General features: G+C 69.8%; 14 protein-coding genes. 5 read left to right on the plus strand and 9 right to left on the minus strand.

What is annotated here, in order from left to right; translation table 11 throughout:
* Nucleotides 1-2 precede the first annotated feature (2 nt).
* From prfA to R5H32_RS04865, 3 genes are all read left to right on the plus strand, one after another.
* Nucleotides 3-1,058: a peptide chain release factor 1 gene (gene prfA / locus R5H32_RS04855; protein WP_318337553.1), complete on the plus strand. Its 1,056-nt coding sequence runs from the start codon at nt 3-5 to the stop codon at nt 1,056-1,058.
* A gap of 52 nt (nt 1,059-1,110) precedes the next feature.
* Nucleotides 1,111-1,938, plus strand: coding sequence for a peptide chain release factor N(5)-glutamine methyltransferase (gene prmC, locus R5H32_RS04860; protein WP_318337554.1), 828 nt, complete (start codon nt 1,111-1,113; stop codon nt 1,936-1,938).
* Between the two features lie 250 nt (nt 1,939-2,188).
* Entirely contained in the window at nt 2,189-2,857 is a 669-nt protein-coding gene (locus R5H32_RS04865; RefSeq protein ID WP_318337555.1) for a DUF4167 domain-containing protein, read from the plus strand.
* A gap of 63 nt (nt 2,858-2,920) precedes the next feature.
* On the opposite strand, the gene rsmA is transcribed toward R5H32_RS04865, so the two are convergent.
* The 6 genes from rsmA to lptF all read right to left on the minus strand — a co-directional run bounded on the left by rsmA (nt 2,921) and on the right by lptF (nt 10,565).
* Complete coding sequence (gene rsmA / locus R5H32_RS04870; protein WP_318337556.1) at nt 2,921-3,763, minus strand: 16S rRNA (adenine(1518)-N(6)/adenine(1519)-N(6))-dimethyltransferase RsmA; 843 nt, start codon at nt 3,761-3,763, stop codon at nt 2,921-2,923.
* A gap of 88 nt (nt 3,764-3,851) precedes the next feature.
* On the minus strand, nt 3,852-4,835 hold the full coding sequence (pdxA, locus tag R5H32_RS04875) for a 4-hydroxythreonine-4-phosphate dehydrogenase PdxA (protein WP_318337557.1): 984 nt from the start codon (nt 4,833-4,835) through the stop codon (nt 3,852-3,854).
* Between the two features lie 10 nt (nt 4,836-4,845).
* The gene (locus tag R5H32_RS04880) at nt 4,846-6,138 is read right to left on the minus strand and encodes a peptidylprolyl isomerase (RefSeq protein WP_318337558.1); all 1,293 of its coding nucleotides are present in this window, start codon (nt 6,136-6,138) and stop codon (nt 4,846-4,848) included.
* Between the two features lie 52 nt (nt 6,139-6,190).
* Nucleotides 6,191-8,341, minus strand: a complete 2,151-nt coding sequence (locus R5H32_RS04885; RefSeq protein ID WP_318337559.1) for an LPS-assembly protein LptD — start codon at nt 8,339-8,341, stop codon at nt 6,191-6,193.
* Nucleotides 8,341-9,438 (minus strand): LPS export ABC transporter permease LptG, encoded by a 1,098-nt coding sequence (gene lptG, locus R5H32_RS04890; protein ID WP_318337560.1) that lies wholly within the window; start codon nt 9,436-9,438, stop codon nt 8,341-8,343. The genes R5H32_RS04885 and lptG overlap by 1 nt, the downstream gene beginning before the upstream one ends.
* Nucleotides 9,435-10,565 carry an LPS export ABC transporter permease LptF gene (gene lptF / locus R5H32_RS04895; RefSeq protein WP_318337561.1) on the minus strand — a complete coding sequence of 377 codons (1,131 nt, stop codon included), beginning with the start codon at nt 10,563-10,565 and terminating at the stop codon, nt 9,435-9,437. The genes lptG and lptF overlap by 4 nt, the downstream gene beginning before the upstream one ends.
* Before the next feature lie 122 nt (nt 10,566-10,687).
* On the opposite strand from lptF, the gene R5H32_RS04900 reads away from it, so the two are divergent.
* Nucleotides 10,688-12,157: a leucyl aminopeptidase gene (locus R5H32_RS04900; protein ID WP_318337562.1), complete on the plus strand. Its 1,470-nt coding sequence runs from the start codon at nt 10,688-10,690 to the stop codon at nt 12,155-12,157.
* Nucleotides 12,157-12,618: a DNA polymerase III subunit chi gene (locus R5H32_RS04905; RefSeq protein WP_318337563.1), complete on the plus strand. Its 462-nt coding sequence runs from the start codon at nt 12,157-12,159 to the stop codon at nt 12,616-12,618. Before R5H32_RS04900 ends, R5H32_RS04905 begins: the two co-directional genes overlap by 1 nt.
* Before the next feature lie 9 nt (nt 12,619-12,627).
* Here R5H32_RS04905 and R5H32_RS04910 read toward each other — a convergent pair whose 3' ends face one another.
* The 3 genes from R5H32_RS04910 to R5H32_RS04920 form a co-directional block, all read right to left on the minus strand.
* The gene (locus R5H32_RS04910; RefSeq protein WP_318337564.1) at nt 12,628-13,410 is read right to left on the minus strand and encodes a glycosyltransferase family 25 protein; all 783 of its coding nucleotides are present in this window, start codon (nt 13,408-13,410) and stop codon (nt 12,628-12,630) included.
* 72 nt (nt 13,411-13,482) lie between these two features.
* On the minus strand, nt 13,483-14,058 hold the full coding sequence (locus R5H32_RS04915; RefSeq protein WP_318337565.1) for a TIGR02281 family clan AA aspartic protease: 576 nt from the start codon (nt 14,056-14,058) through the stop codon (nt 13,483-13,485).
* Between the two features lie 3 nt (nt 14,059-14,061).
* Nucleotides 14,062-14,676 (minus strand): MarC family protein, encoded by a 615-nt coding sequence (locus R5H32_RS04920; RefSeq protein ID WP_318337566.1) that lies wholly within the window; start codon nt 14,674-14,676, stop codon nt 14,062-14,064.
* Between the last annotated feature and the right edge of the window lie 35 nt (nt 14,677-14,711).

A 14,711-nucleotide genomic window follows, 5' to 3' on the forward strand; every position in this document is an offset into this window, starting at 1 on the left:
CGATGGTACCCTTGGACAAGCTCGCCCAGATCACCCGCCGCTTCGATTTCCTCGAAGCCAAGCTCTCGGCCGGCGCCGCGCCCGCCGAGATCGCCCAGCTCAGCCGCGAGTATTCAGAGCTGAAACCGGTCGCGGCCGAGATCGCCGCCTACCGCCAGGCGCTCGACGATCTCGACGAGGCCGAGGCGATGCTCGCCGACCCCGAGATGCGCGCCCTCGCCGAGGACGAGATCCACCGGCTCAAGGCCCGGATCCCCGAGATGGAGGGAAGGCTCCGCATCGCGCTCCTGCCGAAGGATGCCGCCGATGCCCGCCCCGCGATCCTCGAGATCCGGCCCGGGACGGGGGGCGAGGAGGCCGCGCTCTTCGCCGGCGATCTCCTCCGGATGTACCAGAAACACGCCGAGGCGCAGGGCTGGCGCTTCGAGCTTCTCGAACTCAGCGAGACCGAGCTTGGCGGCGTCAGGGAGGCGATGGCGAGGATCGAGGGCGAGGGGGTCTTCGCCCGGCTCAAGTACGAATCCGGCGTCCACCGGGTCCAGCGCGTGCCGGAAACGGAATCGGGCGGACGCATCCACACCTCGGCCGCCACCGTCGCGGTCCTGCCCGAGGCCGAGGAGGTCGATATCGAGATCCCGGCCTCCGACATCCGCATCGACACTATGCGCTCCTCCGGCGCCGGCGGCCAGCATGTCAACACCACCGATTCCGCGGTCCGGATCACCCACCTGCCGACCGGCATCGTCGTCACCTCGTCGGAAAAGTCCCAGCACCAGAACCGCGCCAACGCGATGGCGGTGCTGCGCGCCCGGCTCTACGATCTCGAACGCGGCCGCGCGGACGATGCCCGCGCCGCCGAGCGCAAGGCGCAGGTCGGCTCCGGCGACCGCTCCGAGCGGATCCGCACCTACAATTTCCCGCAAGGCCGGCTGACCGATCACCGCATCAACCTCACGCTCTACCGGCTCGACCAGGTGATGCAGGGCGACCTGACCGAGATCATCGACGCGCTCACCGCCGAGGACCAGGCGGCGAAGCTTGCGGAGATGGAGGCGTGAGACGCCTCGTTCTCGGGCCTGCGGCCCTGAACATCGGCGGCGGGGCCCGCCGGTGACCGGTGCGGAACTGCTCGCCGCCGCCGTGCGGCGGCTCGGCGCGGCGGGGATCGAGGGCGCGCCGCGCGATGCCCGCCGGCTCCTCGCACATGCGCTCGGCGTCGCGCCGGAGCGGGTGAGCCTCATCCTGCCCGACCCTGTCGGCCCGGCCGCGCGCGCCGCCTTCGAGGCGGCCGTCGCGCGGCGGATCGCCCGAGAGCCGGTGAGCCAGATCACCGGCGGGCGCGATTTCTACGGACGGCGCTTCCGGGTCACGCGCGACACGCTCGACCCGCGGCCCGAGACCGAGGCGCTGATCGCGGCGGCGCTGGAGCGACGTTTCGGCACGGTCCTCGACCTCGGCACCGGAACCGGCTGCATCCTTCTGACGCTTCTGGCGGAACGGCCGGAGGCCGAGGGGCTCGGCGCCGATCTGAGCCCGGCCGCGCTCGATGTCGCGCGCGGCAATGCCGCGGCGCTTGGGCTCGAGGCGCGCGCCCGGTTCCTGCGGTCGGACTGGTTCGCCAGCATCGAGGGGCGCTTCGACCTGATCGTCTCGAACCCGCCCTACATCGCCGCGGACGAGATGGCCGGGCTGGCCCCGGAGGTGCGCGACTGGGAGCCGCACCTGGCGCTCACGCCGGGCGGCGACGGGCTCGACGCCTACCGTGCGATCGCGGACGGCGCGGCGGCGCATCTTGTGCCTGGGGGGACGGTCATCCTCGAAATCGGCGCGACCCAGGGCCCGTCGGTCGCGGAACTCTTTGAGGCTGCGGGATTCGCAAGGGTGGTGATCCTTCCCGATCTCGATGGCCGCGACCGGATCGTGGTGGCCGAAACGTGACAACCGGGTGGTTTTTGCGCTAAGATTGCCGCGGTGACAGGGGAAATCCGCCGGCGCTGCGAGATTCCGCTTGCCGACGCCCTCGCATCATGCATTAAGGGAACCGTGACGGGTGGAGCGATTGGCGCCGCCCGGACCGCTTCGCCCAGCACGTTGAGGAACCGCAGGCCGCAGTCGGACAGATCCGGCAGAGGACGCGGAACCGGGCAAGCCCGCTCACAAGCCCTTTGGCTCGGACAGACGAAAGCACATGAGATCATCCAAATCCCGTTCGCGTTCGAAATCGAACCGTCAACGCTCGCTCGGTAACATCGTCAACCGGGTCTTCGATTCCTCCGGTCCGGAGGGCAAGGTGCGCGGCACCCCGCAGCAGATCATCGACAAGTACCTTACTCTGGCACGAGACGCGCAGCTCTCGAACGATCGCGTGGCCGAGCAGAACTTCCTCCAGCATGCCGAGCACTACACGCGCATGCTGGGCGAGGCGCAGCGCGAGATGAGCCGCGAGCAGGAGCAGCGCCAACAGCAGCCCGGCGAGGGCGGCAACGGTCCGGCCCAGCCCGGGCAGGGGCAGGGCGGCAATGGCGGCGAGCGCCAGAACCAGCGGTCGCGCTACGAGGAGCGCAACGGCCGCGATTCGGGTGAGTTCCGCTCGGGGCCGATGCCCACGGCGCGCGACGAGGCCGAGGATGACGGCCCGGGGCTGGTCGAGACGCCGGAATCGAGCGTCCGCGCGATGCCGTCGGCGACGATGATGCCGGAGATGCCGCAGCCGGCCGAGGAGCCCGCTCCGGCGGCCGAGAAGAAGACCGGCCGCGGGTCGCGCGGGCCGCGCAAGCCGCGCGAGAAGCGCGCCGCCGAGCCCAAGGCGAAGGACGACACGCCGGGCGACGATTCTCCCGCCGACGCGGCCGAATAAACTTCATCCCCGGCAGATTTTCAGACGGCCCGGCCCCCAGGTCCGGGCCGTTTGAGTCAGTGCTCAGCCTTGCGCGAGCAGCCGTGCGAGGCGGCAGAAGGCCTCGAGCGATATCTCCTCGGCTCGCGCGGTGGGCGCGATCCCGGCGGCTTCTAGCCTTGCCTCGATCCCGGGCGCCACCGATTTCAGGCTGGCCCGGAGCATCTTGCGGCGCTGGTTGAAGCCGGCCGCGACGATCCGGTTGAGGATCTTCGGATCGGCCGGGAAGCGGGGCGCGGGCAGCGCGGTGAGGTGGACGACGGCCGAGTGGATCTTCGGCGGCGGGGTGAAGGCCTCGGGCGGCAGCGTCATCACGATGCGGGCGTCGGTGAGCCACTGGGCGAGGAGCGCGAGCCGGCCGTAGGCCTTGGAGCCGGGCTGGGCGACGATCCGCTCGGCCACTTCCTTCTGGAACATCAGCGTCAGGCTGTCCCAGACTGGCGGCCAGGCGGGCGGAGTGAGCCAGCGGGTCAGAAGCTCGGTGCCGACGTTGTAGGGCAGGTTGGCGACGATGCGGATCGGCGGCGTGAGATGGGCGAGCGGGTCGATCTCGAGTGCGTCTGCATTGATGACCTCGAGCCGGCCGGGATAGGCGGCAGAGATCTCGGCCAGCGCGGGCAGGCAGCGGGCATCCTTCTCGACGGCAAGCACGCGGCGTGCGCCCTCGGCGAGGAGGCCCCGGGTAAGACCGCCGGGACCGGGGCCGACCTCGAGCACGTCGCATTTCGACAGATCGCCGGCGCAGCGGGCGATCTTGGCGGTCAGGTTGAGGTCCAGAAGGAAGTTCTGGCCGAGGTTCTTCTTGGCCGCGATCCCGTGCGTGGCGATCACCTCTCGGAGCGGCGGCAGGCCGTCTAGTGCCGCCATGTGTCGTTCCCTCCGGCTTTCGGGGTGCGATTTTTCGGCGAAAAATCGGTGAATTTTCGTAGAAAATTCGGGGTCTGCTGGAGCGGTCTCATGCGCGGTCTGCCTGACGGGCGCAGGCCATCTCCCGCGCGAGTTTCAACGCGGCGATCAGGCTTGCCGGGTCGGCGACGCCCTGTCCGGCGATGTCGAAGGCGGTGCCGTGATCGGGCGAGGTGCGGATGAACGGCAGGCCGAGGGTCACGTTGACGCCGCCGGCGAAGTCGAGCGTCTTGATCGGGATCAGCGCCTGGTCGTGGTACATGCAGATCGCGGCATCGTAGCGGGCCCGTGCGGCGGGGTGGAACATCGTATCGGCCGGCAGGGGGCCGGCGATCGCCATGCCTTCGGCGCGCAGGCGCTCGAGAACCGGGGCGATCACCCGTGTTTCCTCGTCGCCCATCGCGCCGCCCTCGCCGGCATGGGGGTTGAGCCCCGCGACGGCCAGCCGAGGCGCCGAGAGGCCGAAATCGCGGATCAGGCCGGCATGAGTGATGCGGATCGCGTCTTCGAGAAGGGCCGGCGTGAGGCGGGCGGGAACGTCCGAGAGCGGGATATGGATCGTCGCGGGCACGACGCGCAGATCGGGGCAGGCGAGCATCATCACCACGCGCGCGCCGCCGGCGAGATCGGCGAGATATTCGGTATGGCCGGGAAAGGCGAAGCCCGCGCCGTCCTTCAGCGCCTTCTTGTGGATCGGCGCGGTGCAGAGTGCCGCCGCCTCGCCGCGCGTGACCAGCCTTACCGCGCGGGCGATCACCTCGATCACAGCAGGGGCATTGGCGGGCCGGGGTGCGCCCGGGGGCGCGGCCTCGGGGAAGGCATGCGCAAGGACCGGCAGCCGGTCGGCGGGCACGGCCATTGCTTCGGCCGGGTGCGCGATCTCCTCGATGCTGGAGCCCCGCGGCAGGTGCGCCGGATCGCCGATCCAGAAGAGCGGCAGTGCGGATCCGAGCGCGGCCCGCGCCTTGACGGCGATCTCGGGGCCGATGCCGGAGGGCTCGCCGCAGCTCAAGGCGATGGGCAGATCCTGCATCCGGAGTGCGTCACGGCCGCTGGATGATCGCGGCCGACCGCAGTTCGGCGAGATAGCCGTCGGCAAGATTGCCGAGGCGCTGGCTGGTCAGTTCCTCGCGCATCTGGGCGCGGCTCGGGCCGGAGCCGAAGCCGAGATCGGGATCGATGGCCGGGGCACCTTCGGGCGCGGTCGCCGCAGGGTCGGCGACCGGGGCGCCGCCTTCGGCGATGGTCGCGTCACGGTTGCAGAGCATCAGGAAGACCTGCGCGTTGCCACGGGTGAGCGCGGTCGAGACCTCGTTCCTGTCGAGACCGGCAAGCGCCGCCGCGATGTCCGCGGGAACCTGGCCGATCGGCCGCGTCTCGCGGATCAGCTGGGTAGCGGGCGCGCCGCGGAGCACGCGGTAGAGGTCGTCGCAGGTGTCGGCGCTCGCGCGGATCCGCGCGGCCTCGGCCTGGGCGGCGGCGGTGCCGGCGCCGGGGATCAGGTACTGCGCGTAATCGACCGTGACATTTCCCGGCTTGACCTCGCCGCCCTCGTTGATGCCGCGCATGCGGAAGATCGCGATGGCGTCGCCGAGCGGGATCGGCGGGCTCACCTGGCCCTGGGCGAGGCCCGCCACGGCCGGGCGGACCTGCGCGGGCAGGTTGGTCAGGGGGATCCAGCCGATCTGGCCGCCCCGGTCGCGCGAGGGCGCGGCGGAGTGGGCGCGGGCGGCGCGGGCGAAATCGGCTTCCGAACGGATCGTCTCGGAAAGCTCGGTCGCGAGGCGGCGCATCTCGTAGGAGGTGTCCGGGCGGACCGGCAGCAGGATCTCGGACAGGAGCACGCGCGGGCCGGCGCCGCGTCCGGCCTCGACCGAGAGCGCGCGGTCGATCTCGGCTTCGGAGATGACGATCCCGGGGCCGAAGCGGGCACGCACCACCTCGCGCCAGGCAAGGCCGGAGTACACGAAGTCGCGGAACGTCTCGGGCGCGATTCCGCCCTGGCCGATCGCCCTCACGAACTCCTCGGCGCTGAGATTGGCGCGGGCGGCGAACTCGGTCATGCCGGCGGCGATCTGCTCCTCGGTCAGGGTGATGTCGGCGGCCTCGGCGGCCTGGCTGCGAAGCCGGTCGTCGATCAGGCCCTTCTCGGCCTCAACGGCCGGGTCTCCGGGCGCGCGCAGGAGCTGCAGGAAGCGGGTCCTCTGCTCGAGTTCGTACCGGGTGATCGCGGCGTCGTTGACGATCACGACCGTCGAGAACCGGCTGCCCTGAGCCAGTGCCGGCAGCGCCGTGGCCGCCGCGAGGGCGAGAGAGAGGAGGAGGGTGAAGCGCATAGTCTGTCGTCCGTCTGCTCTGTTCTTCGTTTCGATTTCCGTCCCGCGGTACTCAGTAGGTGCAACTGCGGCGATAGCGCCGCCCGTCGTTGCCGGTCCCGAAACCGTTCATGACCACCGAGACGTTGAAATCCGTGCTGGGGGTCACAGTAGTCGAGGACGTGAACCGACGCGAGAGCGAAAGATCGATCGTGGCGCATTCGCTGCGGTAGGTCAGGCCGAACCCGGCGCGTACCGCGCTCGCGGCCTCGAAGTCGTAGCGCCCCGAGACCCGGCCGCGCCAGTTTCGGCTGACATCCCAGCGGGCATTCATCAGGAGTTCCGAACTCGGCGAGGGACGGCCCTCGACGGGATCTTCGACAAGCCAGAGGTAGCTGGCCGCAAAGGAATAGCGGTCGCGCGCATAGGCGATGCCGAGCTCGTCGAGGCTGAAATCCAACCCGTCGTCGAAGAGCGCGCGGTTGACCAGGGTCAGGCCCTGTCCGGAGTCGACCCGGGCCGAGACGAGCCAATCCGACACCGCCCCGTCGAGGCCGCTTCCCGGCGTGAACTGGCCGAGATCCTCGGCCCGGAAGATTCGGCCGGCGGTCACGCCCGTCGACCAGCCGCCGGGCGCGTGGCGGGTCCAGCTGAGCCCGACATTGAGCCGCGTGCCGAGCTCGTGCCGGTCGGCGCCCGGGAAGCGGTTGAAGCCGAAGAGGTTGCCCTCGTCGAAGGCGACGACCTGGCTGTCCTCGTTTGGCACGTCCTCGGTCGTGTTCGGGCTCCAGACCAGCTGGGCCACCGGTTCGAGCACATGGCTCGCCCCGCGGTCCTCGTAGCGGACCCAGGGCCAGCGGAGCTCGACCGCGGCGGCCGGAGTGAAACGGGCCACGGTGCCCGGATAACTCGCATCCTGGCTGATCGCGTAGATATCGCCCGTGGCCTGGAGCCCGGTCGAGACGACCATGCCGTTGGCAAGGATCCAGTTGCGGCGCCAGTCGCCCTGGAGCGTTGCGCGCGCGACGTCGCGGCCGTCCGTGACGCCGTCGCCATTGGCGTCGATGTCGATATTGGAACTGCGGCGCAGGGAGTGGGTCTGGACGGTGATCTGGCCCTCGCCGCCGAGCTGGCTGGGGGCGAAGCGGCGCTTCAACGTCACGTCGCCGACCCAAGTCGGCAGCACCGAATTGTCGTCGCCCGAGCGGATCGACCAGTAGCGGAAGAGGCGCGCGTCGATGTGTTCGTTGCGCTGCGTCCGGGTCACCGCGACGCCGCTCCTGAGCCGGTCGGTATCGCTCTTGTCGTAGTCGAGCAGGTAGGCGTCATCTGTCACGCCCTGCAGCGTGAAGTCGAGCCGGAAGTCGCGCGGCAGCCGGAACTGGCCCTCGGCGAAGAGATAGCCGCGGGTCTCGTTGGGCCGGATGTCGTCGTCGGTCAGGGCGCCGTTGAACTCGATGGTCCCGGAGCGGAACGCCTCGCGGTAGCGGAATTCCAGCGTCCGGGTCCGGTTGACCGAGAGATAGGGCGTGAACGTGATGTCGCGGCTGTCGCCGAGCGGCAGGAAATAGGGCAGCTTGAAGCCGAAGCCGAGTTTCGACGTCGTGCGGAAGCGCGGAATCAGGAAGCCGGGCGCGCGGTCGAGGGTCGGGTCGGGCATCCTGAGGCGCGGCGTGTAGAAGACCGGCACGCCGGAGACGCGGAACTGCGCGTGCTGATAGTAGAGCATGCGCTTCTCGCGGTCGTGGATCACCCGGCGGGCGCGGATCTCCCAGAGCGGCACGGGATTGGTCGGGCAGACCTGGCACGAGGAGGCGACGACCTTGTCGAAGGCGGTGTAGCGGCCGCCGCCCGTGCGCCGCAGTTCGACGGCGGCGAGCTGGAGCTGCTGGTCGAGCATCATCCGCGCGCTTCGGAGCACACCCTCGGTCAGGTCGCGCGACATCTCGCCGGAATCGGCGAGTGCCACCGCGCCCTGGCCGTCGATCAGCGTGATCGGGCCGGTGATGCGGATCTGGTCGCCGGTGCTGTCGTAGACGATCTTTTCCGCGGTGAGCCGGGCGCCCTTGTAGAGCACCTCGACAGCGCCCTCGGCGGTGAGCGTGTTGTCGCCGGTAAGGTAGACCCGGTCGGCGACCAGGGTGGCCGCGGCCTGCGCCTCATCCTGCGCGGCGGCGGGAAAAGCGAGCAGAAGCGCCGCGACAAAGCCTGCGAATAGGCGCATCAGCCGTCCTCCAGATGCAGCACGAGGCTCAGCGACAGGAGGGCCGCCGCGAGCGGCGGGCTCCAGGCGGCGAGCGCGACCGGGATCTGGCCGTTCTCGCCGAGGACCTGGGCGAAGTTGCGCAGGAGAAAGATCGCGAAGCCCGAGATGATCGCCATGAGCACCATCATCCCGGTGCGGCCCGAGCGGGCGTGGCGCATCGTGAAGCCGGCGCCGACAAGCACCATCGCGACGAGCAGGAGCGGCAGCGCGAGCTCCATCTGCAGCCAGACATTGTGCTTGCGCGCCGAGAAGCCGGCGCGTTCGAGGCTGTCGATGAACGCCGGCAGTTCCCAGATCGGGATCGTCGAGGGCGCGCCGAAGCTTTCACGGATCTGGTCGGCGGTGAGATCGGAGGCGAGGCGGAAGACCTCGTAATAGGTTGCGTCGCGTTCGGGATTGGCGCCGAGCATGAAGTGCCACCGCTTGGCCTCCTTCAGGAGCCATGCGCCGTCGCTCAGCGTCGCTTCCGCCGCGTCGATCCGCGAGACCGGGCCGCTTTCGGGTGCGAAGGTTGTGAACGAGGCGCCGTAAAGCGTGGTGCCGTCGGAATTGGCGCGCGCGGCGCGGATCACGGTCTGGCCATCGGGGCCGCCCTGGCGGAGCCAGAGACCTTCGCGGGACACCGACAGCACGTTCTCTTCTCCGTGCTTGTAGCGGCTCGACTTCGCCTCGTACTGCTTTGCGGTGCCCGCGACGATCGGGTTCAGCACCGTGACGGCGATGGCGCCGATGACCAGCGCGGCGACGAGCGGCGCCCCCAGCATGCTCAGCGCCGAGCGGCCGGAGGCGCGGATGACCACCAGTTCGGAGGACCGCGCCAGCGCGAGGAAAAGCGCGATCGCGGCGAGGATCACCGTCATGGGAAGGATCCGGTAGGCCGATTGCGGCGTGTTCAAGAGCGCGAGTTCGGCCGTGGCGGCGAGGCTGAGGCCCTGGTCGGCGAAGCGGCGGATCTCCTCGACCATGTCGATCAGGAAGAGTACCGCGAAGAAGCCGGCGAAGACCATGAGGAACATGGTGAAGAAGCGCCTGGCGATGTAGAGCGACAGGATCATGACGCCACCGCCCCGACGAGATCGTGCCGCACCCGCCGGCTCCGCCCCGAGATCGACAGGAGTGCTGCGGAGGCCGCAAGCCCGGCAAGGATCGGCAGGTAGACGACCGGCCAGAGCTCGGGGTCGCGGGTGGCCATGTTGGTGGCGCCGTTTACGAGGAACTGCACGCCGATCAGCAGGAACACCGCGACCACGATCTGGCGCCAGAGCCCGAAGCGGCTGTAGCCGCCAGTCAGGAGCGTCGAAAACCCGATCAGCGCGGCCACGACGGCGAGGAACGGCTGCGACAGCCGCTCGTGCCCGGCGAAAAGCATCGCGTTCCGGCTCGCGCCGATCCGCTCGGCCATCTCGGGATCGGGCCAGAGCAGCGTCGCGGTCGAGACCTCGTCCACGGTGGGCCGGCCTTCGCCCGGCCGGCCGATCAGCGCGCCGATGTCGTAGGAGTAGTTCTCGAACCGCGTCAGCGCGAGCGTCTTGGTCTGCGTGTCGAGCGTCTGGATCATCCCGTCGAACATCACCAGTTTCGGTCCGGTCTCGGTCCGGACCAGGAGTGCGCGTTCGGCGGTATAGGCGGTGCGCTCGTCGGGCGTGCGCATGTCCGAGAGGTAGAGGTCGAGCAGCTCTCCGCTCGGGGTGATCTCGCGGATATAGGAGGTGATCTGCGGCGCGGGATGCAGGAAGTCGCCGTCGCCGAGGAACCGCGCGGCGACGTTCTCGGCGATCTCGGCGCGCCGCTCGGCGAGCTTGGCCCGGCTCGCGGGGACCAGCGCATGGACGAGGACCGCCATCATCAACCCGACGACGAGACCGAAATAGAGCACCGGCCGCGCGAGGCGGAAGGGCGAGAAGCCGGTCGCCTGCATCACCACGAGTTCGCTTTCCGACGAGAGCCGGTTGGTGACATAGACCGAGGCGATGAAGGCCGCGACCGGTAGGACGAGGCGGATCACGTTCGGCAGCGTGAGCGCGGTGAATTCGAGAAAGACCCAAGCCGACTGGCCGTCGGCGATCAGCTGGTCGAAGAGCAGAACTGCCCGGTTGACCCAGTAGACCGCCACCAGCACGAGCGCGAAGAAGCCGAAAAGCATCGTCAGCTGCGACAGCATGTATCTGTCGAATCTGGACACTTCTTCTTCTCCCGTCTTCTGTGCGCCCATCCCTAACCGAAACCTCAGGGCGGGAAAACTCCTATCTGGCCAAGCACCGGAGCCGCCTGTAGGGTCCGGCAAAACCACGCCGGAGATCCCAGATGAGCGCACCCGTCGCCGTGACCTTTACCGCCACCGATTTCGATGCCCTGACCGCGGCCACCGGCCGGATCGCGGTGATCCTCGCGCCCGATACGCGGCCCGGAACGGTCGCGCGCCGGCTCGACCGGCAGATGAAGGGGGCGATCACCCGCGCGATGGACGGCAAGGCTTGGGGCAAGCTCAAGCCCGGCGAGGCGATGGACCTCGGTTACCCGGCCGGGCTTCAGGCCGAGGCGGTGCAGCTCGTCAAGCTCGCCCGCCGCGCCACGGTCGCCGAGGCGCGCAAGGCCGGAGCCGCGATTGGCAAAGAGCTTGGCGAGGGGGGCGTGACGGTGCTTGCCGCGAACCATCCGCGCGCCGCCGAGATCGCGCTCGGCCTTGCGCTTCGGGGCTACGAGTTCGCCGAGTACCGTACCGCCGAGAAGCCCGCGAAGGGCGCGGCGGTGGTCATGGCCGACAAGCCCGAGGATGCCGGGGCCGCCTTCGCGCCGATGGCGGCGGTGGCCGAGGGCGTCTGCTTCACCCGCGATCTCGTCAACGAGCCCGCCAACGTGCTGACCACCAGCGATTTCGCCGACCGGCTGGCGGCGATGAAGAAGCTCGGCCTCGCGGTCGAGGTGCTGGAGGAGAAGGATCTCGAAAAGCTCGGGATGCGGGCGCTTCTGGGCGTGGGGCAGGGGTCGGAGAGCCCCTCCAAGGTCGTCGTCATGCAATGGCACGGCGGCAAGAAGGGCGAGGCGCCCTTCGCGCTCGTCGGCAAGGGCGTGGTGTTCGACACCGGTGGCATCTCGATCAAGCCCGCGGCCGGCATGGAAGAGATGACGATGGACATGGGCGGCGCCGGTGTCGTCGCCGGGGTGATGCGGACGCTCGCGCTGAGGAAGGCCAAGGCCAATGTCGTCGGCCTCGTCGGGCTCGTCGAGAACATGCCCGACGGCAAGGCGCAGCGGCCGGGCGATATCGTCAAGTCGATGAAGGGCGACACGATCGAGGTGATCAACACCGATGCCGAGGGGCGGCTCGTGCTGGCCGACGTGCTCTGGTACGCGCAGGAGCGGTTCAAGCCGACCGGCATGATCAACCTCGCGACGCTGACGGGCGCGATCATCATCGGGCTCGGCCACGAGAACGCGGGCGTGTTCTCGAACGACGACAAGCTCTGCGCGGCGTTCCTGAAGGCGGCGGAGGCCGAGGGCGAGGGCGCCTGGCGGATGCCGATGGGGCCGGCCTATGACGAGCTGATCAAGTCGCGGCTCGCCGATATCAAGAACACCGGCGGGCGGCCCGCGGGCTCGATCACCGCGGCGCAGTTCCTGCGCCGCTTCGTCAAGGACGAGACGCCCTGGTGCCATCTCGACATCGCCGGGGTGGCGCTGCCGCCGAAGGAGACCGTGCTCGCGCCGAAAGGGGCGTCGGGCTGGGGCGTCATGGCGCTCGACCGGCTGGTCAGGGACATGCTGGAAGGCTGATGGGCAACGCGCTCTTCTACCACCTGACGCGGTCGCCCTTGGAGGCGACGCTGCCGATGCTCCTGGCGAAGTCGCTGCAGGCGGGCTGGCATGTGGTGGTGCGGGCGCGCGCGGCGGAGCGGCTCGACTGGCTCGACCAGAAGCTCTGGCTCGGCGGCGAGGAGAGCTTCCTGCCGCACGGGATCGCCGGGGGGCCGCATGACGCTTTGCAGCCGGTGCTGCTGACCGACGGGCAGGAGGCGCCGAACGGCGCGCAGTGCCTGATGGCGGTCGATGGTGCCGAGGTCGGGCCGGAGGAGTGCCGCGCGCTGGAGCGGGTCTGCGTGATCTTCGACGGCAACGACCCGGCGGCGGTCGAGCGCGCGCGTGGCCAGTGGAAGGCGCTTACCGGAGCCGGCGTTCCGGCGCAGTACTGGAGCGAGGAGAGCGGCCGCTGGCAGAAGAAGGCCGAGAGCGGCTGAGGCCGGCGGTTACGCGGTGCGGAACTCGACGATCCGTTTTTCCGACCGGCCAAGCCCGCGCAGCCGTTTTCTGAGCAGGATGGCCGAGACGCGCAGGCGGCGGAGCTTGTAGCGGAGCCAGGTGCCGGCCGAGTCCACCTTCGGTCGCGGCGCGTTCGAAATCGAGGTCTGGGCAATCTCGGGCGTGATGCCCTCGTACTGAGGCAGGAATATCGCCTGCATCGCGCAGGCCGGCTCGACCTGGTACATGCGCAGTCCGACGGTCAGATTGATGGCGGCATCCGCCGGCGGCAGGAGACCGGGCAAGCTCGCGAGCAGCCGCCGCGCGCCGGCGGGCCAGAGCAGGTACGCCGCGGCGCCGGCCGTGTCGCGATACACTTCCGCGAGCGTGTGGCCCGTCGCGCCGATGGCCTGGCGCCGGCCGAGGAGCTTGGGGAGGGTGAAGGTCTCGAGCGTCACGCAGTCGAGATCGGATCTGTGCTTCAGCACGTCAAGCACGGCGGCGGTGGCGGGCACAAGCACCGCGTCGTCCTCGAGGATGAGCCGTGGCGCGGTGCCGGCGGCCACCTCGGTCCAGGCCTGCCGGTGGCTCAGGGTGCAGGCGATCTCGCTCGCCCTGAGCGGCCGGCACCACGCGCGTCGCAGCGTCGCGAGATCGGCGGCCGGCAACCCGGCGGCGTTCACGGCATCGAGGAACCGGTGCGGAAGCCCGAGCCGGGCCAGCTGCGCCGACTGCATCGCGCGCCGGGCGGAAGCGGAGCGCAGGCTGATGATGAGAGTTTCGACGGTCAAAGGCTGCGTCCCCTTGCGCCCCCGTGCGGGACTTGCGTCCGGGCCATATAGGCTTAGCGCGCGGCAGTCCAGTCAGCGCCGAAGGATCATCCGGTCGCCGGAGAAGGTGACCTCGTGGCGGCTGAGATAGCTCATGCCGAGAAGCGAGGTGTTCAGCTCGCCGCCATTGACGACGGCGGGCACGTTGGCGTCGCTCACGCCGCCGATCGCCAGCGTGTCGAGCCGCACTGGCGCCGTCGCGACGCGGCCGTTCGCGGTCATCGCGGTGCCGAAGTAGTTCAGGCCCTCAGGGTCGAGCCCCGCCCGCGCCGCGTCGCGCCGGGTGAGCACGATGTCGGTGGCGCCGGTGTCGACGACGAAGCGGACCGTCACGCCGTTCACCTCCGCCAAGAGGTAGAAATGCCCGTCCGCGGCCGCCGGAACCTCGATACTGTCGCCGCGGATCACCGCCTCGGCGGGGCGGGTCGAGCGGCGAATGTCGTCCCAGAGCCCGGCGACGGCGACCGCGCCGAGGAAGATCAGCCCCCAGATCGCGGCCTGCTGCGCGACCTTGCCGAGCTGCCGGCGGTTGGCCATCAGGAAATAGCCGGCGATCACGGCAAGCAGGAGCCCGAGGTAGACGAGGCGCGGTACGTCGCCCGTGTCCATCGTTCAGACCATCCCGGTTTCCCGCACGCCGTCGATGACGAACTGGACCGAGAGCGCGGCGAGGAGCATGCCGAGGAGCCGGGTGATCACCACGGTCCCGGTGCGGCCGAGCAGCCGCTCGAGCGGCGGTGAGGCGAGGAAGAAGAGGAAGGTGACCGCGAGCATCGCGAACATCAGGCCGAGCACCGTCAGCGTACCCTGCCAGCCGCCGCCCGACTGTCCCATAAGGAGGATCATCGTGGCGATCGCGCCGGGCCCGGCGATCAGCGGCGTCGCGAGCGGGAAGACCGAGGGATCGTGATGCGGGTCAGGGTGCTGGCCCTCGCGCCGCTGGGTGCGGCGTTCGAACAGCATGTCGAGCGCGGTCAGGAACAGCAGGATCCCCCCTGCGATGCGGAAGGCCGACATCGAGATGCCGATGAAGCCGAGGATCGATTCGCCGAAGAGGCCGAAGAGCGTCAGGAGGACGCCCGCGATCAGGCAGGCGCGGAGCCCGAGCCGGCGCCGGTGGTCGGCATCCATGCCCTGCGTGAGCGCGATGAACATCGGCACCAGCCCCGGCGGGTCGATGACGACGAAGAGCGTGGCGAAGGCCGTGATCAGGAACGCGGTATCCATGCACAAGCCTTAGGGCCGGGCAGGCCCCGCGGCAA

The organism is Defluviimonas sp. D31, assembly GCF_033436765.1.
Taxonomy (GTDB): Bacteria; Pseudomonadota; Alphaproteobacteria; order Rhodobacterales; family Rhodobacteraceae; genus Albidovulum.